This is a genomic window from cyanobacterium endosymbiont of Rhopalodia gibberula (assembly GCF_003574135.1).
Lineage (GTDB): Bacteria > Cyanobacteriota > Cyanobacteriia > Cyanobacteriales > Microcystaceae > Rippkaea.
The window spans coordinates 1832174-1856452 of record NZ_AP018341.1 but is presented as its reverse complement, the minus strand read 5'-3'; the positions used below and the strand labels follow the sequence as shown (position 1 = coordinate 1856452).

Genomic DNA, 24279 nt, shown 5'->3' with positions numbered 1-24279 from the left:
TTTTTCTTGACTATTGTCAATCTTCCCAGTTTGGGTATCTCGATGGGGTTAAAGTGGAAATTAGGCTTGAGAAAACCAGTATCGGCTCCGATGATGACCTCTTTTATCCCTTTTGGAAGACAATTGGGATTTAGTTAAGCTATTTAATGATTTAACTAATATTGAACTTAATGTTGCTTGCTTAAATTCTATGGGAAAAAATATAGTACAAGTATGATTTTACAATCGCAGGATTCAAAACTATATAAAATTTTTGCTTGGAGTAAAAAAGAGCCAGAGATAATGCCTGCTCAATCTTGGTTAGCATCTTCTAGAAAAATTTATTCGACAAATTTCTCTAGAAGATGCTTATAAAATTTTAAAAATCGTAAGAGAATTTGACTTAAATCAAGAAACAATCTCAGAATTAACTATCTATCAAGAACTCATTCAGAATTTTTCTCAAACTTTAATATTTTTAAGTAAAAAAAGCTTAAAGATTCTTCTTCAAGGATTTCGTAGTTTTTTTGAGAAAAGTAGGGAAATTGAATTACATAAGTTGAGTATTAAAACTCATAAAATTATTATTCAACTGTTTCAAACACATAAACTACAAAAGGATTTACAATTAGTTGACAGCGAGGAAAAATTAATACGAATTGTTAATAAACTCAAGGATTTGGGGCTATTATCTCCAGAGATAAATTCTCTAGATTGGGGAAACTTTAAAAAGTTGGTTCCCATTTATTACTTATTTGGTTTAACGCGAGGGACTCTTATTGATTGTTACTATCTAAATCAATTTATTGAAGAAATTAGAGAAGAAATTCAGGGAAAGATCTTAGAAATAGGAGGAACTTCCAAAGATCGAGATTTTTATGAAGTGACTTCCCAAGATTCTTATCAAGTCCTGAATTTGGGACCAGGGTTAGGAATAGATATTATGGGGTATATTCATGATCCTTCCGTAATAGAACCAGAATCAGTAGATTCAGTGATTATTTTTAATGTTTTAGAACATTGTTATGATCCTTGGATAGCGGTTCAGAATATTTATAGATGGCTAAAAATTGGGGGGAAATATTTCGCAATGGTTCCAAATACTGTCAGAATTCATGGTACTCCTGTTGATTACTGGCGACCTTTACACGATAGAATAAAGTATTTATTTGAAGATTTCTCTGAGCAAAAATTATACATTTATGATAGCCTCATTACTCTCATTGCTAGTTATCATGGTATTGCAACTGAAGAACTCTCTTCAGAAGAAATCAATAATTTTAATCCCGGTTATCCTGTTATCACCTGTATCGTAGCAGAGAAATGACTACCCAATAAAGCTAGTTATTTAAAACTGTTTTTATCTTAATACCTGAACTATGAATAATTTAAATTTTTCTTTTATTCCTGAAGTTTCCGTAATATTAGCGACTTATAATCGAGCCGAATATTTAACAGTATGTATTCAAAGTGTCCTCAACCAAACTTATCAAGATTGGGAATTTATTATTGTTGATGACGGCAGTCAAGATCACACCTTTGAAATTGTCAATCCTTATCTTGAAAATTTTTCTAATATTCGTTATATAAAACATAAAAATAGGGGAGCAGCTCTATCGAGAAATATAGGGATTAAAGCCTCTTTTGGAGATTATATAACTTTTATTGATAGCGATGATCAATATCTTTCCAATCACTTACAATCGAAACTAGACTTTTTTAGAAAACATCCAGAAATTGAGTTAATTGCAGGGGGATTCAAACCCAATCAAGAAACATGGGTGACAGACTATTATAATCCTGACCAAAAAGTTAATATCCAAAACTGTGTTATTTGTCCAACCCTGTTTGGCAGAAGATATGTCTTTTTTGAATTGCAAGGTTTTCAAGATATTCACTATGGAGAAGACACAGACTTATGGGAACGTGCTGGTAAAAAATTTAAAACACAAAAAATTGTCGAGCCTTTAACTTATTTATATACTAGAGCAGCCGATAGTGTTTCAAGACAGTTTTCTCATGATTTTTAATGATCCTCGGCGTAATAAGCAATTACGAATGTTAATGCAGAAACTGGGGTTATCTGACACCTCACAGATTAATTGGTCATGGTTAGATATTGCCTTAACTCATCCTACTATTTCCAGGGAAAAGAACTATCAACAACTGGAATTTGTGGGGGATTCTGTCGTGAGACTTGTAGCCGCGGAAATCCTTTTAGAAACCTATCCAAATGAGTCTGTAGGGGAATTTGCTGCTCTACGTTCTATGATGGTCAGCGATCGCACTTTAGCCCAATTTGCCGAGAGTTTTGGGTTAGAACGCTATATCCTGATGGCTGATCATGTAGTTAAAGATGAAGCCGGAAGGGTTTCTCGTTTAGCAGATGCCTTTGAAGCGGTTTTAGGCGCACTATATTTAAGTACCCAAACCATGAGTTTAGTGCGTCCCTGGTTAGACGATCTTTTGAAAGCCAAAGCTGAAGAAATTCGACAAGATCCGGCTCGTCAAAATTATAAAGATGCGCTACAAGAATGGACTCAGGCTCAGTATAAACTTCTACCAGAATATAGAGTTCAAAAGCTTAACTCTTTGCCGACTAGTCAACCGAGTTTTCTGGCTGAAGTTTGGCTTGTCAACCGTAAATTAGGATCAGGCCAAGGTCGTTCTAAAAAAATTGCTGAACAAGCTGCGGCTCAAGAAGCTTTCTTTAAGTTTGTTAATGTTTGTGAGACTTAGGTAAATTCAACGGAGAGTTAAACCCCAAAATTATTTTTCTAAAGGAAACAGAGTGGTTCAAATCAATGAAAAAAGTAGTGAATCTTTAATCAGGAGAGGTTTCATTACAGAAATAATTTATTGCCAATGAACAGTACTATGGAATGGTTTTTAGGTTATTGACTGGGTTAGTTTTGTTTAAAATCACAAAAGCTACCGAAGAACATTGAGGGAGTTACCCATAAAGATCTAAACATTTGATGAGAGTAAAGCTCCATTTGGGTTAACAGTAATACCTGTCAGCAGAACGTAAGTTAGTATTAATGAGTTGACTAAAATATATGAAGAAGTTGTGGGAAAATAGAAGAGTGAATTGAGCCTCATCTAGCATATATGTGATATGATTCGTTTATGGTTACATTTTGTGTTGACAACTATTTTAATTGGTCTAAGTAGTTTAATTATTGCCTGTGATTCTCCAACTCCTCCAACAGAATTTGCTCCTGATGGAGAGATAGTTGAAAAAGCGATTGTCTTACAACTAACTCAAAATTTACAGCATTTGAGCAATCAGTTGGACATGACTCTTCCCCAGCTTAAAATTAATCAAATTCAAGTTAAGAAACTCGACTCAACTTTAGTTGCACAGTTGTCCACTTATCACCTTCAGGGAACTTACAATTTAAAATTGATGTTTCCTCGTCAAATAAAAGAACAAAAAGAGAATCGATTTGACATTTATCTACAACGACAGATAGAGGGGGAAAGCTGGAGGTTACTAAGGAGAGAATATAGTCTGTACTATGAAACTCCCCAATGGAAAAGTTATTTAATAAGATAGGGGAACAAAAAAGTCTTGAGTTAGGTGGGTTTTATCGAATTTTGCGAAGCTTAACTACATCTTTCAAGACGCTTTCTTCGGGATTTCGTTGTAAGGTCCGTGACTAATTTCAAATGGAGATAATGTTGACTAACTAAACTGTTTCCCCCGTTATTCAACATTAATTTAAGGACACCCCCTCTCCATAACTTTCATACAAAGATGGGTTAGCTACGGCAAAAAGACATCAACTTTTTTTCTTTGAGAAGTTTTAAAAAAAGAGGTAATATAGATCGACTGCACCATGCCCACAAAAAGGGTGATAAATTTCTTCTGCTAAACGATCAGTTACTGCGATACAATCAAGCTAAGCTTTTTTGTGGATCCTACCAATATTAGCCGGGCAGTACACATTTTTGATATAAAAAGATAACTCCCCCAAGGTTGTGAAAGAATAGAAAAAATTAACTTTTGTAATAGATTGGGCTTTTGGAATGGGAGCTTGCTGAAAGAACCCGTACTGTCCAGACACAACAATCCGGATTGTTGTGTCTGGACATCAAGCCGCTAAAAATTAAAGCAGCATATTTTGCCAAGAAATTGCCTGCCAACACCGCCGGTTATTTGATAACCTCTGTAATAAAATTTTGCGACTAATTGCGCCTATAGTAGTAACCTTTGGCTACATTCAACTTTGCGGAGTGTTCGATCTATCGATAGATTAATTACCTATACCTCAAAGTATTCTTGTAATTGGTAATTGGGCAATTGGCTAATATTTTTACGCCAGCGATTCGGATAGAAGCGTTAAATTCATAAACCAGAAATATTGAATGACCTTGCCATCGTGAATAGTTTACAGGGACCGAAGATGTTGATATGACAGAAGCTAACTGCATAACCAGATCACAAAACATTAATTAATATTAACTTATTTATCTTGACCCGTATTGTTCGAAGTGTCTTCCTATTAACTAAAACAGGGTAGAATGAAAGAGTCGTACTCGGTAGAATATTAAGTGATTGAGCGTTACACTATTCCCGAAATGGGGGAACTATGGACAGACACTTATAAACTGAAAACTTGGCTACAAGTAGAAATTGCTGTCTGTGAAGCACAAGCAGAATTGGGTCATATTCCCCGAGATGCAGTAGAAGAGATAAAAGCCAAGGCTAATTTTAATCTCCAACGGGTTCTCGAAATTGAGACCGAAGTCCGCCACGATGTAATTGCTTTTTTAACCAATGTTAATGAGTATGTAGGAGATGCGGGGCGATACATTCATCTAGGGTTAACCAGTTCCGATGTTCTTGATACAGCCTTAGCTCTTCAAATGGTAGCCAGTCTCAATTTGATCCTAGAACGTCTAGAAGATTTAGTACAAGTTCTTCGTTACCAAGCACAAGAGCATCGTAATACGGTAATGGTGGGAAGATCACACAATATTCATGCCGAACCTATTACTTTTGGCTTTAAATTGGCAGGATGGCTGGCCGAAGTCTTGCGGAACCGTGAGCGTTTAGTAAACCTACGCAATAATGTTTCGGTAGGAAAAATTTCGGGGGCAGTGGGAACTTATGCTAACGTCGATCCCAGTGTAGAAGTCCTTACCTGTCAGAAATTGGGACTTCAACCTGATACCGCTTCAACTCAGGTAGTCTCGCGTGATCGCCATGCTGAATTTATCCAACAATTGGCCTTGTTAGCTGCTTCTATCGAAAGGTTTGCAGTAGAAATCCGCAATCTTCAACGCACTGATGTCTTAGAAGTCGAGGAATTTTTTTATGAGGGACAGAAAGGTTCTTCTGCTATGCCCCACAAGCGTAACCCTATCCGTTCAGAACGCTTAACGGGGATTGCCCGTATTATTCGAGGATATACAGTTACTGCTTTAGAAAACGTCGCTTTATGGCATGAAAGGGACATTTCCCACAGTTCGGTGGAACGGATTATGTTACCAGATGTCTGCATCTTAACCCATTTTATGTTGTTTGAAATTACCAATTTGGTGAAGAACTTATTAGTTTATCCCGAAAATATGAAACGCAATATGAATGTTTATGGCGGAGTTATTTTTAGTCAACGGATGTTATTAACCTTGGTAGAAAAAGGTATGAGTCGGGAAAATGCTTACAAAACTGTTCAAAGATGTGCTCATCAAGCTTGGAACAAAATTGATGGCGACTTTTATGGATTAATTAAACAAGATGTTCAAGTGACTCAATATTTATCTCCTGAAGAAATTGATAGTTGTTTTGATCCTCAATATCATTTACAGAATTTAGATCGAATCTATCAACGACTAGGAATTTAGGAATTATCTTTTCATACTCAGAACTTTTACCTTAATTCAAGATAAATCTTCAGAACGTTCCGTTCTTAAAATTGAGAAAAGGATTTTCGGATCAATCGATATAAGTAACTGGTCCAGTAAAATCGTTAACAAAACAGTTCCAAATACTTCTACTTCGATTTCTTAAATGTTAAGTCTGAAAGATATTTTCGATTTTTTCGTTAACTGTTGCAATCAAAAAATACTTACGAAGTAAAATTATGTCAATTGGTTTAATTAACTTCTACTTAATCTGATAGCAAGGAATCAATTAAATTCTTTGCCTATAGAGCCTTTCAAGTTATTTTTAAACACTTGACAGACTTTCATTAAAGTAAGATATATCAAATTGATTGCTATAATTTTTGGTTTATAAGTCTGCAAAAACACAGTATAGTAACATCATTGCCTAGGGCATAAACCTTACGGAACAATTGTAGCTCACTTTTTTAAAAAATGCAGTTTTACTTAATCTTTATCTGTAATTTAAAAATTAAAAGTATAAAGACAGAGTCTAATTATTAATAATAGGCTTATCAAAAGCCACTGTTATTATATAGTTACCATATAAATGGTATTGTAGCAAATTTTATGTTTAAATTAAATTGTGTTAAGCCCGATATTTTTACTTAGTTTATACCTATGGCATCAAATGCTCAACTCAGTTTAATGAATGAGATTCTAGATTTGGAAGGACTCAGCATTACCCATTATCAAATTTCAAATGAGATAGGAATAGTTTTATTTATCGAAAAAATAGACCCCACAGCAACTTGTATTTATTGTGGTTCAACCACTAGGAAACTTCATCAAAATAATGAATTAACTATTAGAGATTTACCTTGGGCAGAGAAAGCCGTCTATCTCAAAATTAATCGTCGTCAAATGAGATGTAACCAATGTGGAAATAAGTTTACAGAAGAGTTAAGCTATGTTAGAAAGAAAAGAACATATACTGAAAGATTTAAAACAAAAATTATTGAAGAGGTTTTAAATAGTAACATGAAAAATGTAGCTAAAAGGAATGGAGTGAGTGAACAAGAAATAGAAACAATGCTCAAAGATTTAGGTCAATAACTACAGATGAGAAAATTTCGGACATTTAAATAGTTAACAATTTTTGACAAAGATTGAAGCTGAAGTAACAGTACATAGGTCTAGTCTGATAAATTGAATCAATACTCAATATATAGGCGTCACTGAATTTAAAATGGTAAAATCTGCCAAGCCTTAACATGGTCTTGTTTAGAAATCATGTTAATAATCAACAAATTCTTAGAAACTAAAACAATAGTATTGTATTAACGATTATGCATAATAGGTTCGCTGAAACTGAATTAGATAATCAACAAAAAACTTCTAAATTAGAAGCTAAAGAACTAAAAATACTAGTAAAAAATCAAACAATATATTAGTCTCTATATAGGGAGTGAGTATTTTTTATATAAAAACAAAAAAGATTAAAGTAAAGAATAAAAAGCTAGATTAAATCAAGTATATAATAACGTCATTTATTCTTTCGAAAGTGCACAAGTTTAAGGATAAATCTGGAATATTTTTGATGAAAATTAATACTAGATATCAGGACTATTAAAATAACTGTTTTGGTTAAAAGCCTATTTATTTGAACTAAAAAGCTGTGAAAATTTATTTAATTAAATAAATTACTATCTATTTATGTAAAAAAACTTGAAAACCGTTCTGAAGATATTAATAATAAATTTAAATTAATTAAAAAGAAAACTAATGAATTTAGAGTTTTTATCAATTTTTAACACCTAAGTATCTTGACTTGACATCTCATCAGTTAATCCTATAGTAGGATCCTGTTCTTACCAGTAAATGTTGAACGAATAAATTATTTTGTATTTCTATATAAAAGAAAATATAGTTATATTTATGGGCTTGATAATAATTTTTGAAGTTATTCTTAACTAAGATACTAAACTTAGTATCTTAGTTAAGAATAACTCCTTTAATAAGGACTTTGTTTAACTGCTTTGGCTAAATCATATTTATCTTCAAATATTATTTTGGCAATTTCATTAACTTTTATTTTATGCCATCCTTATCCCATTATATTTAGTTCTAGACTATAAGTTTGTAGAAAACAGAGATATAATCTTTTTTCTTTCCATTGTTTGAGTTTGGCTCTAACTAAACTACTTGTATGCGCTGGTTCATGAGTCATTGCTAAAAAACAATTTTAAGTATCTATCTTTTCGTATTCGCTGTATTTTTTTTGCTTAATCTACCTCTCAATCTAAAGTTTTTCTGCCTTTATCATTTTTTTTGTTGATGGAAAAATTTTATATTTACTTTTTTTATTTTCATTATGATTCCTTTTTTTTAGAATCTTACGGATTCTTCTGAGAGTGAATTTGATTTTTATCTCTTCTTTTTAAGATTAAATAATTTCTAACTATTACAAGTTTTTATATTATTTTCTGAGAGCTATTTAAAGTATTTTATACTCTTACAATTAAAGTTCTTTTTCTTTCATCTCTTGAAAAAGTTAATATTTCTTTACTCATTAAATAATGAATCATAAAGTTATTTTTCTAATCAAATTGTATGATTATTTTACTTAAAATACAATTTCTATAACTTTTTATTCTTTTGGATTTAAACATAATATTTCTACTCTGATTTCGCGTTCTGAAGAAAATTTTGTGGTTGCAAGTTAACTTTAATAACTTTTAATCTTTTAATAGATAGAAAAGTAACTAAGAAGATAGTTGACACCATCTGTGCTAAGTTGTACATGAATGGTGATTGAATAAAATTTACCAAGAATTAATTTATCGTTAATAACACTAAAGTAATAAATAATATTTACTTCAAAGATTTTAGTATTGTCAATACTATTACAGTAAATGAAATATTCAAAAATAGATGATTACAATCTTCTAAAAAATAGAAATTATTAAGCTCAGGACAAGTCATTACAACTGCTATTTCTCCAGATCAGTAAATACTAGGTTATGTCATCATCGTCCTAATAGTCAGTTTTCTAAAAGTTTTAAAAACTAGCTAGGATTAATCCACATTAAAGTTTGTCCATATTCTACCGGTTCCCCATTAGCGATCACAATTTCCATGACCTCTCCGGCTACTTCTGCATCAATATCATTCATCAACTTCATCGCTTCAACAATACAAACCGTTTGGCCGTTACTAATGCAATCACCTACTTCGACAAAAGGAGACTCGTTAGGGGCAGGAGCTCGGTAAAATGTCCCTACCATAGGAGAAGTAATCTCTACCCACTTCTTGTCGATAGGAGAAGATACAGAAGGTTTAAGAGATTCAGGTGAGGAGGACATAATAGAAGTTTCCGCCGTCGCGAGAGAAGGGTGAACCGTAGCCGTAGAAGATAACACAGTTGACGCAACCGGAATGTTGCTGTTTCCTCGGCGTACTGTCAGTTCAAACGTTTCAGTTTTTAGGGTAACTTCTGCAATATCTGTTTGAGCGATCGCTCCTAACAGTTCTCTAAGTTCATTGAAGTTGATCGACACAAATCATCCATCCCGTAAAATTAATAGAAGGGCGGTTATCCAAATTATGACAACCGACACAGGGTAAATTCAAATATTTCAAGGTTATGTTCGTCCTAAATAGGATCCGTCGCGGGTATCTACTTTAATTTTTTCCCCAATCGAAATAAACAGAGGAACCATAACTTGCGCTCCTGTTTCAAGGATAGCTGGTTTTGTCCCACCAGTTGCAGTATCTCCTTTAACCCCTGGATCGGTGTCAATAACTTCTAACATCACTGATGTTGGAAGTTGAACTTCCAGCACCTGATCGTTCCAGAAAAGTACATCGGCCTCCATCTCTTCTTTTATGTAATTGACGGCTGTTCCCATCTGTTCTGGAGTTAAGCGCGCTTCCTCAAAAGTTTGCATATCCATAAAGACGTATTGTTCACCTTCTTTATAGGTATGTTGCATGGTGCGTTTTTCCAAGTTGGCTGAGGGGACAGTTTCCCCAGCACGAAAAGTACGTTCCACAACGCTTCCAGTTTGTGCGTTTTTTAATTTAGTTCGCACAAACGCCGAGCCCTTACCGGGTTTAACGTGTAGAAATTCTATAACACGCCACACCACTCCGTCCAATTCAATAGTAGTACCTGTCCGAAAATCATTACTAGAAATCATGAAATGCTTTGAGAGCCTAGAAATGTCAAGACTAATTGTACAAGAGATTGGGATTAGGAACTAGAGATTAATGGTTGATCTCCATTAATGGAGGTTAAATAAACAGAGTGATAGTCAACCGCAGCCCTAACAAAGCCTAAAAATAACGGATGAGCATTGTTAGGACGAGATCTGAATTCGGGATGAAATTGAGTCGCAATAAAAAAGGGATGTCCGGTTAATTCAACAATTTCCACCAATCGGCCATCGGGGGAAGTACCACTAATGAGATAATCAGTTTCTAATAAAAGACTCCGAAAAGCATTATTAAATTCATAACGATGACGATGACGTTCATAAATTACCTCCTGCTGATAAAGGGAGTTCGCTAAAGTGTTCGGTATTAAACGACAAGGATATAGTCCAAGACGCATAGTTCCCCCTAAATCAACCACATCGTGTTGTTCTGGTAAAAGGTTAATTACTGGGTTGGGTGTTTCTGAATCAAATTCAGCACTATTAGCTCTTTCTAGATGAGCTATATTTCTCGCCCATTCAATAACTGCGCATTGCATTCCTAAACATAATCCTAAGAAGGGAATCTTCTGTTGACGGGCATATTCTATGGCTTTAACTTTACCATCTACTCCCCGAACGCCAAACCCTCCAGGAACAATAATGCCGCTAACATCGTCTAAGAGTTTCTCTGGACCCTGTTCTTCAATATCTTCAGCATTAATCCATCGTAGTTTGACTTCACTTTCAACAGCAATACCACTATGTCCCAACGCTTCTACCACAGACAGATAGGCATCGCTCAACTGGACGTATTTCCCTACTAAGGCTACTTCAATTTGTCGAGTAGGAGACTGCATTCGGTCTATCAAGGTTTGCCACTGACTTAAATCTGGTTGACGGGGCTCGAGGTTTAAGAGTTTTAGAGTTTGCTGTGCGAGTCCTTCTCGTTCTACGATCAGGGGAACTTCATAAATACTGCTGGCATCTTGGTCAGTAATAACAGATTCTACAGGAACATCACAGAATTCTGAGAGTTTTTCTTTCATTCCCTCTTTTAAAGGGCGATCACAGCGACAGACAAGTACATCAGGTTGAATGCCAATCGACCGTAATTCTTTAACAGAATGTTGTGTAGGTTTGGTTTTCATTTCCCTAGCGGCAGGAATCCAAGGAATTAGGGTAACATGCATATAAACGACGTTAGTGCGTCCCACATCCTTACGAAACTGGCGAATAGCCTCTAGAAAGGGTAAAGATTCAATATCACCAACGGTTCCCCCAATTTCAGTGATTACTATATCAGGATTTGTGTTTTTGGCCACCCGATGAATTCTTTCTTTTATTTCGTTGGTAATATGAGGAATTACTTGAACTGTTCCTCCCATATAAGTTCCCCGTCTTTCTTTGTTGATCACCGCTTGGTAAATTGACCCTGTAGTGACACTATTAAGACGGGACATGGAAGTGTCAGTAAAGCGTTCATAATGTCCTAAGTCTAAGTCAGTTTCTGCCCCATCTTCTGTGACAAAGACTTCTCCATGTTGAAAAGGACTCATAGTTCCCGGGTCAACGTTAATATAGGGATCGAGTTTTAGGATTGATACGGAATAGTCTCGTGATTTGAGAAGACGACCTAAACTAGCTGCTACGATCCCTTTTCCAATACTGGAGACTACTCCTCCAGTAACAAAGACAAATTTGGTCATAAAAACTTACATATACTATGGCGAACGTCACTATCTCACCGGCTATTTTAACCTGTTGTTTGGGGTTGAGAACCTATGGTCTCCATTTTTAGGTGATAAAACTCACACATTATCTATGAGTTTTATCTCTTATTTTTCTAAAATTTCAGACAACAAGCCTATTGTTTGAAACACAAAAAATTGATTATTTTAAACATCTGTATAGATAATCAAACTTAAAACTTTAAGAAAAAAGTTAAGTTAACTATAAATAAATTGACATCCTCTATGGTAGTTAGTTTCGATTTCATTAAGTTAATAGACTAATCAGTATTAATAATAATATAAACCAATTCATAAAAATCAAGTAAAAATCTTGAGTTATATATTTAAGGATGGTGAAGAGTTAAGTGAGTTCTCTAAACCAGGTTAACAATTAATACAAAAATAGCTATCATGTTTCAAAGTCAAGAAGTTATAGAATTCATAAGACTGAGTCAACGGTATTAAGCTTGTTAAAGAAGCTTTCAGAATCTTCAATTACGTCAATTGGATTTGAATATAATCAATCTGAAAAATGCTGATTGAAGTGAAGCTAATCTCTAAGGTAACAATTAGTAAAAATCCATAAAAGTCTTTCAAGATAGAAGATTTTATAGCTAAAACTAATTTTAAAAATTAAATCTAAAATGTACTTATTTAAATAAAGCTAACTTAACTAAAAATATAAAATTTTATCATAGTGAAATAAATTTTTACCAGTTATTATATCACATTTAAATATTAATAATTAAAATTTGAAAAACAAATCTAACTAAATTAAATCTATTAAAGAAATTACTATTTTTTTTGCCAAAGTCGAGGAAATTATTATTGAACAGCTATCAAGATTTTTGGTTATTTAAATAGTTTAAGTAATTTCTATTAAAATGAAAATATTGTATTTATAATTTAACTGCGAGTTTTATTAATTTCTTAATTTAAGATTCTGAACTTATAAGTTCAAATTATCTTGTTCTAGAAAATTATGAAAAATAGGAATAAAGATACTTTATTAGCATTCAAACTCACCGTAAAAATATAATGCAATTTTTATTCTTTTTTGCCAAATACTGTTTAGTAAAAAAAATAGTCTTGCCGAGGTAACTAAACGGCTTCTTTCAGTATTGGTAAAAGGATCTTATTGTAAGACGATCACCCTATGAGAAGAACAAAAACTCTTTTATCAGGTAAACTACAGGAAGAGCAACACGCTTATAACTGGTAGTGTTAGCGACTTAAATTACTAATATCTACTTCCCATTGATCAAAAACTGTCCGTACAACAATGATGTTGGGATTAATGTTTCCGTATGTATTTAGCATCTAAAATAATGAGGATATCTTGGGGAACAGTGGTGATGACTCCAACTAATAATCATGACTATGATATTTCTAATCTTTCATAAAATCCGATATTCGGTTTATAAGTAAATATCAACTTAGAGCTTTTAAAGTTAGTTTGTTTGAGTTAATTTTCCTAGTTTTTCAATAAAAATCTTATTAGTAAATCGATTTTTTTTTAAAAAAATGTCATTTATAAGTTCAGTTAAAGTCTCACACTCAGTGAAGTTTTATATTGAGCAATTACTTAGTTCAATTTCTAAAAAAACTCATAATTAGCTTAAACTACAAATAGTAAGACATAAAAAAGTGAGGGGAATGGTTTTAATAAAGCTCAATTATTTTTATCGCTTAATTTTTATTAAATAAATGAAAAATAATAATAATTTCTATGACTTAGATTATTTGTTGTATTTTTTATGAAATTTTTACTTATAAAAACAAATTCTAATTATAAGCTCTTAAAAATTAAATTAGACTGAAAAGTATTGCATTATCGATTTAATTACTTTATATAAAAATGTCTAATAATAGAAGCTGATAATTTATCTATATTAGCTCTTAATCTCATATAATATCTAAATTTAATTAATATTTTTATTATAAAATAATGTATTGATCATTATTAAATAATATTTATAATGTCTAATAAAGACTCTAATAAATTTTTATTATTTTTTTTAATAAAAAGAATATAAAATTTTTACTAAACTCATGACAATCCGCCCCCATTTATTTAATTCAACCTTGAGTAGTAAATTCTATAATTGTTTATATTTATATACTTCTTCCCATCTTATCGTTAGTTACCTAAAATCAATGACTATTATTTCGAAAATCTTTGCTTATAGATGGTATCTCTTGCGGCGGAGTGAGCTATGATGCGTGGACTCGAGCTTAGGAGTTAGCCATTACATTATTGTCTATTCAAAGATAGAATCAAGTTGTTATACTATGGTACTTGTTGGAAGTTTTCCATAGGTTTTCTTTAGTTAAACTCAGCTTATTAGGCAACTTGTCATCTTATAATAGTGTGGAAAACTCCACTCTAAATGTTTATATGATGGACTAAGCTAAATATATCCAGCTTAAAATGAAAAGTAACATCTTCCTCACTAGTTACGCAGGCGTACAGTGTGGATTTCTTGATTTTCACCATTGGGCACTCCTATGAAGCAGATCTTAAAGATATGGACTTAATTACCCTACAAAATTTTCTTGACAATACCTCATTTTTAATATTGTTCTTCACCATGCTCGTTTATTGGACAGGGGCAGTTTTTCAAGAAGTTTCTGTTTTGCCTACTTTGGGAACAACAGGGATAGCAATGGCAAATCTGTCAATGGCTGCATTATTAGCAGCCCGTTGGCTCGAAGGAGGTTATTTTCCGTTAAGCAACCTCTATGAATCTTTATTTTTCCTTGCTTGGGGCATAACAATTGTTCATCTAATGGCTGAGAAAATGAGTCATAGTGGGTTAGTTGGGGTGGTGACAACCCCTGTAACGATGGCTATTACTGCCTTTGCTGCGTTGTCTTTACCAGCAGATATGCAGACTTCAGCTCCTTTAGTTCCAGCCCTTAAGTCTAACTGGTTAATGATGCACGTTAGCGTTATGATGCTCAGTTATGCTACCTTAATGGTCGGTTCAGTGCTAGCGGTTACCTTTTTAATAGTCACCTGTGGACAAGATGTAGAATTACGGGGAAGTTCAGTCGGGACGGGAAGTTATCGTCATAGGCTAAACCGTCTACAACTTTCCCAAATCGATAACAATGAAAAAGTTTCTGTCCCGACAATGGCTGACCAAAATGGCAGTGGAGAAACAGTAATTCTTGATCGCGTCGACTCTCGGGCTTCAGCGACTGATCTACATCTTCTATCCCTCCAAAGGCTAAGTCTAGCTGATGTCCTAGATAATATTAGTTATCGTATTATTGGACTAGGTTTTCCGTTGCTTACTATTGGTATTATTGCGGGGGCAGTTTGGGCCAATGAGGTTTGGGGATCGTATTGGAGTTGGGACCCTAAAGAAACTTGGGCATTGATTACTTGGTTAGTATTTGCTGCTTATCTTCATTCTCGCATTACTCGCGGTTGGCAAGGGCGCAAACCCGCTATTTTAGCGGCTAGTGGTTTTATTGTAGTCTGGGTTTGCTATTTAGGAGTTAATTTATTAGGCAATGGTTTACATTCTTATGGTTGGTTCTTTTAATAAACAGGAAGAGTGAATTCTCGCGCAATTAATCATCTTACTTGTATGGTTCAATTATCCATTTTAATCTTTTTAAGAATGAGGTAATTTGACATGCCAGGGCTTTACAAATATTTAAGCTGGGTCCGAGCGATGATGGCCACCGGTAAGTATAATTTATTTAGTCGTAAATAAAATTTCTGTTCGCTACTTAAGTATTTGGTGCTAGAGTTGCTATTGATTTAGGTATTGGTTTTGAGGCTTATTTTATGCCACTTTTTTAAAAATTTTTCTTACTTTTATTCACTTTCAGTTATCTTTACGTCAGCTTTTTAGAAATAACTTCTGATACTTAAAAATTAAGTTCTAGAATAGTGTCAATCTTTTTGGCTTTAATAGGTTTAGTCAAGTAAGCTGTTCCTAGAGAAGTCTAACTCTAAGAACAACTAATTTTTTCTGCAACTATATTTTTTTGAAAAATGTTTATAAATATCTCAAAAAAAATAATCAAATTTGACTAAATTAATAAACTTAATTCTAGTTATCCTAATACTCTTTCTCACTGTACTACATTGGTCCGGACAACACTTATCAATCGTATGTAGATTATAAGATAATAGATGCTTTCTTTACGATAAGGTCACAATTAAGTCCGCCAATATTCAAAATTTCTTGAATCGAAAACTTAATTAGATACTGTAAAACTTCATAATAAATTATGAATAAGTTGAAAAAAGATTAAAATAAACCCATTCATAAATATAACATAAGAGAGGTTACAATTAAAAGGACGTTACGTAATTTCAAATAAAGGAAAAAAGCTCAACAGCTAAACTAATAAAAATATTATTTTTTGAATAAAAATAAAAATATATACACTCCAAGTCAGATGTACGTAAACTAGCACTTCTAAGATCCAATCTCTAAGAAAACATTCGAAGAATATCACCTACTGAGGTTGTAGCTGACATTTTTAATAAGCTAAATTTCTGATGTAATGAATAAATTAAACATAAATAACTGTTAAATAATCAGAAAGTTGGAGTTTAAACAGATGAGTTATAGAAAAACTATCTTTAATTAGGGCATAAAAACTTAAATTTTGTAGAACAATTTCTAAAACAAGATAACGATATTTCTTTATAAGAACTAAGTACTCGTTTTCCCATTGAAAACTGTTGGCAGAAGATAGAAAAACATTTGCTAACTTAAGAATTTCAGAACTTTAGAGGTCTCAATAAAGTGATTGATTAACAGATAAAGACATAATTACTGGTTTACCTACTACTATTATTCTTAGCTACTTAATTGAAAAAAGCTATTATTTAGTCCTAACACACAGATACGTTGTTTAAATTTAGTTTAGAGAACTCATAAAGAGGGATGCTGTAGGAGTTGGATCTTAATAGGTTAATTTAAATACAAAACTTCTAAAAAAAGACTATAATAGTGGGTAATAGCTAAAAATCAAGAGTAATAAACTAATAAAATAGAGAAGTTTATAAAAACAGCAGATAGTTATCGAAACTCTTACCAAGAAATCAACGGATAGATATTATTTGGTTCTTGTGTTTGATTGCTAAACCCTAATATTTTAAGGATAAATATTTATCCTTAAAATATTAGGGTTTATATCATAACCAAAAATTAACTCTTATTCTATTAATAGAATAAAATAAAAAGTTTTAGCCTAAAAAAAGAAGTATTAGTTAGTTAAGAACATAGAGCTCTAAGATAGAAATTAGACAGTTTTTTTATTTTAAAAAATTGGTAAAATAATAACCTTCAAAATTAAATTATTACTATAAAATATATTATTTTGCTAAGAGAATTAAGACTAAAATGAAGTTGATGATAGTCTAGGTTTTTGTTTTCAGAACTTAATTTAATCATTGATATTACTGTAAAGCTTCAAAAAAATTGGATATATTTAAGAGATATATAGTAAAAGGATAAGATCCTTTTAACTTATTTAATAAGTATTTTGTAAACTCTAATTGAGTTAGATATGATGATAACTAAAGAGTAAATTAGTAATTGGGATTAAACCTAAATAAAATTAGAGCTTAAATTTAATAGTGATTTTACTTAAGAGCATTTAAAATAAAATTCAGTCCTCACATATTTGTTGTAATTTGTTAGTATTTAACCGCTATAAATATGACAATTATTAATGAATTACTAATGGGACATATTCAATCGGTTCAACCTGTGTAGAGGATTTTCCCAAAAAATTGGGTTAGAATTTCAAACGGGACGTTACAACGATATACACCTACACAATTATTTTTAGAGAGGAGCGTATGGATATTCGTGGGATAGAAACACCACTATTGAATTGGACTGGAGATGCCTTAGCGTTGGGTCTTTTTGAAGATGTTATGGAATTAACAGAGACCTTACAGGAATTAGATGAGAAATTAACCGGAACTTTACGAGAATTAATTACAGAAACAGAATTCGAAGGAAAATCTAGTAATAATGCAGTGACTCGTGTTGGTAGTGGTAGTTCTGTTCGAAAGATAATCTTAGTAGGATTGGGAAAAACAAAAGATTTGACTTTAGATACCGTTAGATTGGGGGCTGCAACCATTGCCCGTCTTGCTGAACAAGCTAAGGTCAAAACTCTAGGTATTAACCTCCCGGTGGTTAATGACGATGCAGCGAGTACAGTTAATGCGATTACACAAGGAGTCATATTACCCCTGCATCAAGATAACCGTTTTAAGTCTGAACCAGATAAAAATGTACTTAAAATCGAAAAAGTAGAGATTTTAGGCTGTGGAAAACACCAAGAAGCCATCAATCAAGCACAGACCATTTGTTCCGGGGTTATCCTAGCACGGGAATTAGTAGCTGCCCCCGCTAACAGTGTCACCCCTGTTACTTTTGCTGAAATTGCCCAAACTATTGCCAAGGACCACGGACTTGATATTGAAATTTTAGAGCGCGAAGAGTGTGAGAATTTAGGGATGGGCGCTTTTTTAGGAGTTGCCCAAGCCTCTGATTTTCCTCCGAAATTCATTCACTTAACCTATAAACCGTCTGAGACTCCTCAGAAAAAATTGGCTATTGTCGGTAAAAGCTTAACCTTCGATTCTGGAGGACTTAACCTCAAAGGATCAGGAAGTGGTATTGAAACCATGAAAATGGACATGGGAGGCGGGGCAGCCACTCTAGGAGCGGCCAAAGTGATCGGTCAATTAAAACCTGATGTGGAAGTTCATTTTATCTGTGCAGTAACTGAAAATATGATTAGTGGTCGCGCTATGCACCCTGGAGATATCCTAACTGCTTCTAATGGGAAAACCATTGAAGTGAATAATACTGATGCAGAAGGACGATTAACTCTGGCAGATGCTTTGGTATTTGCTGAAAAATTAGGTGTGGATGCGATTGTTGATTTAGCAACCTTGACAGGGGCTTGTGTTGTAGCATTGGGGGACAATATTTCTGGGCTATGGAGCACTGATGAAACCTTAGCTGCTCAAATTAAGAAAGCTGGAGCCATGGCAGGGGAAAAAGTCTGGGAAATGCCCCTAGAAGAGAAGTATTTTGAGGGATTGAAATCTCCCATTGCAGACATTAAAAATACAGGACCTCGTGCTGGTGGAGCAATCACTGCAGCCTTGTTTCTCAAACAGTTTATTAAGGAAACCCCTTGGGCACATCTTGATATAGCAGGACCTGTTTGGCTAGATAAAGAAAATGGAGTCAATAATTCTGGGGCGACTGGGGTTCCAGTGCAAACTCTAGTTAACTGGGTCTTAAATCAGTAGAAAATCAGCAAAACAAACTATCAAGTCTCGCTGCATGGACTTCATAACTAACTAGACGAGCTTTACAAGGATTTGCTACCAATTTAAAGTTAGTTAGGTTTGAATATCATCCAAACTTAACTAACTAACCTAATTAGCTGATTTTATTTATAGGGGTGAAGTTCATTGTAGTTAAACTCGGACCAGTACAGTACCATATAGGTTGGCACCGCCTAAGTCTACTAAATAAACTTCTTTTAAGTTTGCTCAAGTTAGGTTAGCATTGTGTAAATTAACATACGTTAGGTCAACCTTATTTAAATCAACTTCTATTAAGTTTACACTCGTGAAATTCGCACTAATGAGGTTGACTTGTGCCAAGTTTTTCCCTATTAGATTGTAGTGATATACATCAAAATCTTTTAGGTTAGCTTGAACTAAATAAGTCCTGTTCAAATTTTTTTTTTAAAGCACCATTCAAGTCAGCATAGGTAAGATTAATTCTTTCTCAATTCAGTATTATTAAGTCAACTTTATTTAAAAATACTAAATTTGTCAGATAATCGTAACTTTTTTTATTCTTGCAAATTTATAGATTTTATTTCTCCTTAAATTAACAACAAGGGAAAATCTTTTTTAACAACATTTAAGTTTAATTAAAATTAGAATATAATTATTAGATGATTTAATTATAAATTAATAACTTAGTTCTTTTGAAAAATTTTAATAATTAAATTTACAAGAAGTTGAACGAAACTTATCTAGTTTACGCAGTTGAGCTAACATTATTTAATATTTATATGCGTAGAAATATTGAAAAAATTTCGATTTTCTTCTAAAAGAGTAGTAATAGCATGAGGAAAGATAATCGTTATTTATCCATTTTTTTTAGACAAGGTGAACCATCTTAAAATCATTAGCAAGAGACAAAAAATGGTATTGCTGGAATTTGGGGAACAAGCGAACAAGAAAGTGTTGAAATAATGATGGATGCTTTAATTTATCGAGGGACTGATACTAGGGGAATGTTTATTGTTCCTAATGGTTCAGGAATTCTTGGTCATCAAAGACTTAGTATTATTGAGCTTGAAGGGGAGACCAACCAATTTACAGCATTGATCAAACGAAAGCAATTATTGGGAATGAAGAAATTTATAATTATTCTCAACTGTTACTAGAGTTACAGCAAAAATATCAGTTTTTAACTAAAAGTGACACGGAAGCAATTTTGTACTTATATGAGGATAGGAAAATAACTGCAGTAAAAGAGCTTGATGGAATGTTTACCTTTGCCATCATTGATAAAAATACATTCATCGCTGCCCGTGATCCAATTGGAATTAAGTCCCTTTATTATAGTGAGAAAGATGATAATTTTTGGTTTGCCTCTGAACTTAAGTCCATCACTAAAATTTGTGAGAAAGTGGAAGAATTTCCCCCTGGTTCTTTTTTTCCTCAGAAACCGTATTTTCTACTTATTACACATTGCCGGATATTCCGCCTGAAATCAACGTCAAGCTAGATGATTTTATCAAAGAAATACAAGAAACTGTAACAGCTTCAGTTGTTCAAAGGTTGATGTACGATCTTCCTTTAGGAGCCTTTTTATCAGGGGGATTAGATAGTAGTATTATTGCTGCGATTGCTAAACTACCAGACATCATTTATTTCTTATAATCCTTTGATCAAGATTTAGTAAGAAGTGCTATCCCATGTTACTTTACCTCACGTTTAGCGTTTAAATATGTGAAAGTTATTCTAACTGGAGAAGGAGCAGATGAACTATTTGCAGGTTATACTTTTTATAAAAGTATTCCCAATGATAAGATTTTGCACACAGAATTAAGACGTTCTGTTAAGAACTTACACAATATTAACTTACAGCGTATTGATCGTTTAACCATGGCTCATTCCATTGAAGGAAGAGTGCCATTTTTAGACCTCAAAATGATTGAATTAGGACAAATAATTCCTGCTCATTTTAAGTTATGGGGAAAACCACCAGTTTAAAAATGGATTTTAAAAAAAGCATTTGAAGACATTCTACCTGGTGAAATTGTCTGGCGGAAAAAAGAACAGTTTGATGAGGGAAGTGGAACCGTCGACCTACTGACGGAAACGTTAAAAGATGTCATGAGTGAGGAAAAACTAAAACAATATCAAGAACAACACTTAGATATGAATTTACGTTCTGCTGAAGAATGTTATTATCATCAATTGTTTATGAATGCTTTTGAAAATCCATCAGGAATTGTTAATAATGTTGCCCGTTGGGCCGAACGTCCTGTTTAAGGATGGGGAAATTAATCAGTTCAAAAATATGTAACCGAAGATGCCGGGATAATTCCTCGCAAACTTTAATCCCACGAATACTATTCCCCCATTTATCTAAAAGGGAGAAAATACCCCAATACCCATTACCCCTCAAACTACAGCTAAAATACCACCACCAATCCCACTTTTAGCTGAAGACCCCACTTTATAAGACCATTGTTCCGCAAAGTTATACATTCCACAGGTAAATATTACCGTCAGTAAGTCTTGGATAAAATCAGAATTAGCGGAGTAAATATGAAATTGCCCAATTGCGATCACCGCTAGTTTGTTCAGAAATTAGTGTTGACGTATCCATATAAACCCGACGACCCACATAACGTTGATACATTCCTAAGACAAGGTTAAGTTTATGGGCAGGACTTCTTCCTTCAATTAAATTCGTAATGGCAGTCGCCCCTGTATTGACCATGGCATTGTAAGAGCGCTTAGAATTTTTTTCTACCTTAATAATAGAATTGTAAGCATCTGGGCTTTCAGAGCTAGCAGTGTTAAAACTATGTAACTGAAAGCGATGGGAAAGCTCCTCAAAAATTTTTACCCCTCGTACACTTTTATTATCTTCTCCAAGAGGAGGAGATAAGGCAGCAATGCCCATTTAATGAGGAACGACAAATAATAGCTCCTGATAATCTACTTTTGGCTGGCAGACTTACTTTATAAGCCCATTACCCCAAAAAATCATACAAGCTACTAGTAAATATCACACTTATTAGATACTTAGAGTACTTTCCATAAAGGGCTTGTTCTCCTGTAATAGGATTAAGCCCATCATTAGCTAACGTGGCAGCTATCAAGGCTAAATCTTGATAATTAACCATCACAGAACATTGTTGAAAATAAAAATCTAAAACTTCTTCAACATTGCTCTCAATAAGCCCAAAATCAAGCATCATATAAGCAATAGCTCGATTCAAATTATCTTGAGTTTTTTTACCTAAAAAATTAATTGATTAACTTCTACTTCTCGTCCAACATACCGTCGAAACACCTCAAATAAACGTTGCTGTTGTTCAAGTAACGTATTTCCTTTTACTAAACTGGTGGTGACGATTGCGCCCGCATTAACCGTCGGATTATATTTACGCTCTTGAATTTCTTGAGAATTGATAATTTTACTAAAAGGTTCTCCTGTGGGTTCAACCCCAATTTTATTCAGAACATATTCCCATCCCCAATCTTCTAAGACCATTCCATAAACTAATGGTTTAGTAATCGATTGAATTACAAAGAGGACTTCTGTATCGCCAGCACCATAAATCCGTCTCTTAGTAGTCATAATACTAATTCCAATCTATTGGGGATTGGTATTATGCTAACTCCCGAATAGATTGGGATTTTGTCTATCTTTTACGAGTAAATAGCGATCATATAAACTTTTGAGAAAAGCCGAACCTGACCTCTTAACCCCTAGTTTTTCAGTAGCTGAAATCGGCCAAGTCTCTGGGTTGCTAATGTCTAGCATGTATAAATAATCCCCGAATTATCATTATGTTGACCACAGTTTACTTCTCTTTATAAAGAAACAAATTAATGACAAAGGTGTTAGACAGGAGTAAGCTACTAGAGAATTAAGAACTCTCAGGCTATGTATTACCCTTGAGGGGGACAATCACTGTTTATTAGGAAAAATCGATGAAATCAGCGCAATTAAATGGATTAAAAACCTATACACAAGCTGTCCAAGAGGGAAAATACGATCTGTATGTTGGTAATCTATTTGGCAAATATGATAATGTCCGTACCTATTGGGAAGATCAATTAACTCGAATTGTACTGCGCCCTTTTTTGAGTGACTTAGTAGACAATCAACGCAAGAATAATCAAGGTATTAGAATTGTTGACTTAGGCTGTGGTGCCGGTCAAGGCTATGATATTCTAACCAAAATTGATCGTCATAATCTAGACTTAAGTCTACAACATAAGCGAATTTTACCTAATGATGACCTATCCCTTTTTTTAGGGCTAGATATTAGCCAAGCAATGGTAGAAAAGGGACAGGTTTTGTTTGCCGATCATCCTCACGTCCGATTCAAACAGGCTGACTTAAGTGAAGGACTCGGTGAGCTAAAAACAACTGAGGCTCCTTTTGATCTATATTTCTCATCCTACGGCTCATTATCTCACTTAGCCAGAAAAGATTTAGTTAATTTATTACAAGATATTTGTCATCATGGTAGACATGGTAGTTTAGTCGTAATGGACTTAATTGGAAGATATTCGATTGAATGGCCTGATTTTTGGGATGCTCAGTCGGAAGAAGAGAAAGTACGTGAGTATAATATGAGTTATCTTTATTCCGAACCAGTCCGTCAAACCATAGATATTGAATCGTTCCCGATTCGTTTTTGGACCGGAGAAGAAATCAGAGAGTTAACCCAAGAAATAACCGCTGACACAGGAATTAACCTTGAAGTATTAAAACTAGTAGATCGCTCCATCTTAGTAGGTCGTCATACCGATACTCGGGCATTCAATCCTAAACTTAAGCAGAGTCGTCGGTTAATTAATTCTCTCCATGAAGACTATTTGCGAACCAACCTGGAAGAATTGATATTAGATGCAACTATTTTTCCCAATCATCAGTTTATCACTCCTCTGTTACATGAACTGATCAACTCTTGGAACATTTTAATTAAGTTTACCCGGCATCGTTTGTCCCATAATTATTCTCTTTCTGAACTTAAAGGATGGGATAGTTTTCCCAAACCCTTGCAATTTGCCTTAATGACTATGGATCGGGTTATCTCAGACGTCGGTTGGATGTGGTATTGTGATCCTCGAGCTAATATTATTGAACCCCAATTAGGATATGCTCTTAGAACTTTAGAATATGAAATGCAACAAGGATGGGGTTGTGGTCATGGTTTAATCGCGGTCCTTAGAATTGGGTAGTCCATAGATCAAAGTAGGG

At 33.7% G+C, this 24279-nt stretch carries 21 protein-coding genes and 2 pseudogenes; 14 read left to right on the top strand and 9 right to left on the bottom strand.

Annotated features, from left to right (window positions below):
• Positions 1-6: 6 nt before the first annotated feature.
• The 7 genes and pseudogenes from RGRSB_RS10755 to RGRSB_RS05915 form a co-directional block, all read left to right on the top strand.
• Positions 7-138, top strand: a complete 132-nt coding sequence (locus RGRSB_RS10755; RefSeq protein ID WP_269460768.1) for a hypothetical protein — start codon at positions 7-9, stop codon at positions 136-138.
• A 400-nt stretch (positions 139-538) separates the two neighbouring features.
• Positions 539-1306, top strand: a complete 768-nt coding sequence (locus RGRSB_RS05940; RefSeq protein WP_232014476.1) for a class I SAM-dependent methyltransferase — start codon at positions 539-541, stop codon at positions 1304-1306.
• A gap of 52 nt (positions 1307-1358) precedes the next feature.
• Positions 1359-2009: a glycosyltransferase family 2 protein gene (locus RGRSB_RS05935; RefSeq protein ID WP_119260254.1), complete on the top strand. Its 651-nt coding sequence runs from the start codon at positions 1359-1361 to the stop codon at positions 2007-2009.
• Positions 1999-2718 (top strand): ribonuclease III, encoded by a 720-nt coding sequence (gene rnc / locus RGRSB_RS05930; protein WP_119260253.1) that lies wholly within the window; start codon positions 1999-2001, stop codon positions 2716-2718. Before RGRSB_RS05935 ends, rnc begins: the two co-directional genes overlap by 11 nt.
• 403 nt (positions 2719-3121) lie before the next feature.
• Positions 3122-3538: a hypothetical protein gene (locus RGRSB_RS05925; RefSeq protein ID WP_338063320.1), complete on the top strand. Its 417-nt coding sequence runs from the start codon at positions 3122-3124 to the stop codon at positions 3536-3538.
• Positions 3539-4536: 998 nt separating this feature from the next.
• The gene (purB, locus tag RGRSB_RS05920; RefSeq protein WP_119260251.1) at positions 4537-5832 is read left to right on the top strand and encodes an adenylosuccinate lyase; all 1296 of its coding nucleotides are present in this window, start codon (positions 4537-4539) and stop codon (positions 5830-5832) included.
• Between the two features lie 660 nt (positions 5833-6492).
• A pseudogene (locus RGRSB_RS05915) lies at positions 6493-6924 on the top strand (transposase family protein); the annotation flags it as partial.
• A gap of 1955 nt (positions 6925-8879) precedes the next feature.
• Here the strand turns inward: RGRSB_RS05915 and accB are convergent.
• The 3 genes from accB to RGRSB_RS05900 form a co-directional block, all read right to left on the bottom strand.
• Positions 8880-9371, bottom strand: a complete 492-nt coding sequence (gene accB / locus RGRSB_RS05910; RefSeq protein WP_119260250.1) for an acetyl-CoA carboxylase biotin carboxyl carrier protein — start codon at positions 9369-9371, stop codon at positions 8880-8882.
• Between the two features lie 84 nt (positions 9372-9455).
• Positions 9456-10013, bottom strand: a complete 558-nt coding sequence (gene efp / locus RGRSB_RS05905; protein WP_119260249.1) for an elongation factor P — start codon at positions 10011-10013, stop codon at positions 9456-9458.
• 53 nt (positions 10014-10066) lie between these two features.
• Positions 10067-11716, bottom strand: a complete 1650-nt coding sequence (locus RGRSB_RS05900) for a CTP synthase (protein WP_119260248.1) — start codon at positions 11714-11716, stop codon at positions 10067-10069.
• A 2552-nt stretch (positions 11717-14268) separates the two neighbouring features.
• Here RGRSB_RS05900 and ccsB point away from each other — a divergent pair.
• Positions 14269-15294, top strand: a complete 1026-nt coding sequence (gene ccsB / locus RGRSB_RS05895; RefSeq protein ID WP_119260983.1) for a c-type cytochrome biogenesis protein CcsB — start codon at positions 14269-14271, stop codon at positions 15292-15294.
• Between the two features lie 2282 nt (positions 15295-17576).
• Positions 17577-19052 (top strand): leucyl aminopeptidase, encoded by a 1476-nt coding sequence (locus RGRSB_RS05890; RefSeq protein WP_119260247.1) that lies wholly within the window; start codon positions 17577-17579, stop codon positions 19050-19052.
• Between the two features lie 246 nt (positions 19053-19298).
• On the opposite strand, the gene RGRSB_RS11110 is transcribed toward RGRSB_RS05890, so the two are convergent.
• On the bottom strand, positions 19299-19487 hold the full coding sequence (locus tag RGRSB_RS11110) for a pentapeptide repeat-containing protein (RefSeq protein ID WP_119260246.1): 189 nt from the start codon (positions 19485-19487) through the stop codon (positions 19299-19301).
• Positions 19488-20014: 527 nt separating this feature from the next.
• Between RGRSB_RS11110 and RGRSB_RS10580 the strand changes: the two genes are divergently transcribed.
• The 4 genes and pseudogenes from RGRSB_RS10580 to RGRSB_RS10565 all read left to right on the top strand — a co-directional run bounded on the left by RGRSB_RS10580 (position 20015) and on the right by RGRSB_RS10565 (position 21323).
• Complete coding sequence (locus RGRSB_RS10580; RefSeq protein WP_232014473.1) at positions 20015-20209, top strand: hypothetical protein; 195 nt, start codon at positions 20015-20017, stop codon at positions 20207-20209.
• Positions 20137-20553, top strand: coding sequence for a hypothetical protein (locus tag RGRSB_RS10575; RefSeq protein ID WP_338063346.1), 417 nt, complete (start codon positions 20137-20139; stop codon positions 20551-20553). Before RGRSB_RS10580 ends, RGRSB_RS10575 begins: the two co-directional genes overlap by 73 nt.
• On the top strand, positions 20517-20708 hold the full coding sequence (locus RGRSB_RS10570) for an asparagine synthase-related protein (protein WP_232014472.1): 192 nt from the start codon (positions 20517-20519) through the stop codon (positions 20706-20708). Before RGRSB_RS10575 ends, RGRSB_RS10570 begins: the two co-directional genes overlap by 37 nt.
• A 69-nt stretch (positions 20709-20777) precedes the next feature.
• A pseudogene (locus RGRSB_RS10565) lies at positions 20778-21323 on the top strand (asparagine synthase-related protein).
• Positions 21324-21455: 132 nt separating this feature from the next.
• Here the strand turns inward: RGRSB_RS10565 and RGRSB_RS10910 are convergent.
• The 5 genes from RGRSB_RS10910 to RGRSB_RS10890 all read right to left on the bottom strand — a co-directional run bounded on the left by RGRSB_RS10910 (position 21456) and on the right by RGRSB_RS10890 (position 22830).
• Complete coding sequence (locus tag RGRSB_RS10910; protein ID WP_338063319.1) at positions 21456-21626, bottom strand: glutaminase; 171 nt, start codon at positions 21624-21626, stop codon at positions 21456-21458.
• The gene (locus RGRSB_RS10905; RefSeq protein ID WP_338063318.1) at positions 21589-21963 is read right to left on the bottom strand and encodes a glutaminase; all 375 of its coding nucleotides are present in this window, start codon (positions 21961-21963) and stop codon (positions 21589-21591) included. The genes RGRSB_RS10910 and RGRSB_RS10905 overlap by 38 nt, the downstream gene beginning before the upstream one ends.
• Before the next feature lie 70 nt (positions 21964-22033).
• Complete coding sequence (locus RGRSB_RS10900) at positions 22034-22282, bottom strand: glutaminase (RefSeq protein WP_338063317.1); 249 nt, start codon at positions 22280-22282, stop codon at positions 22034-22036.
• A 20-nt stretch (positions 22283-22302) separates the two neighbouring features.
• Positions 22303-22644 (bottom strand): glutaminase, encoded by a 342-nt coding sequence (locus RGRSB_RS10895; RefSeq protein ID WP_420822985.1) that lies wholly within the window; start codon positions 22642-22644, stop codon positions 22303-22305.
• A 36-nt stretch (positions 22645-22680) separates the two neighbouring features.
• Positions 22681-22830: a hypothetical protein gene (locus tag RGRSB_RS10890; RefSeq protein ID WP_232014471.1), complete on the bottom strand. Its 150-nt coding sequence runs from the start codon at positions 22828-22830 to the stop codon at positions 22681-22683.
• Between the two features lie 170 nt (positions 22831-23000).
• On the opposite strand from RGRSB_RS10890, the gene RGRSB_RS05870 reads away from it, so the two are divergent.
• Complete coding sequence (locus RGRSB_RS05870) at positions 23001-24260, top strand: class I SAM-dependent methyltransferase (RefSeq protein ID WP_119260245.1); 1260 nt, start codon at positions 23001-23003, stop codon at positions 24258-24260.
• The last annotated feature ends 19 nt before the right edge of the window (positions 24261-24279 follow it).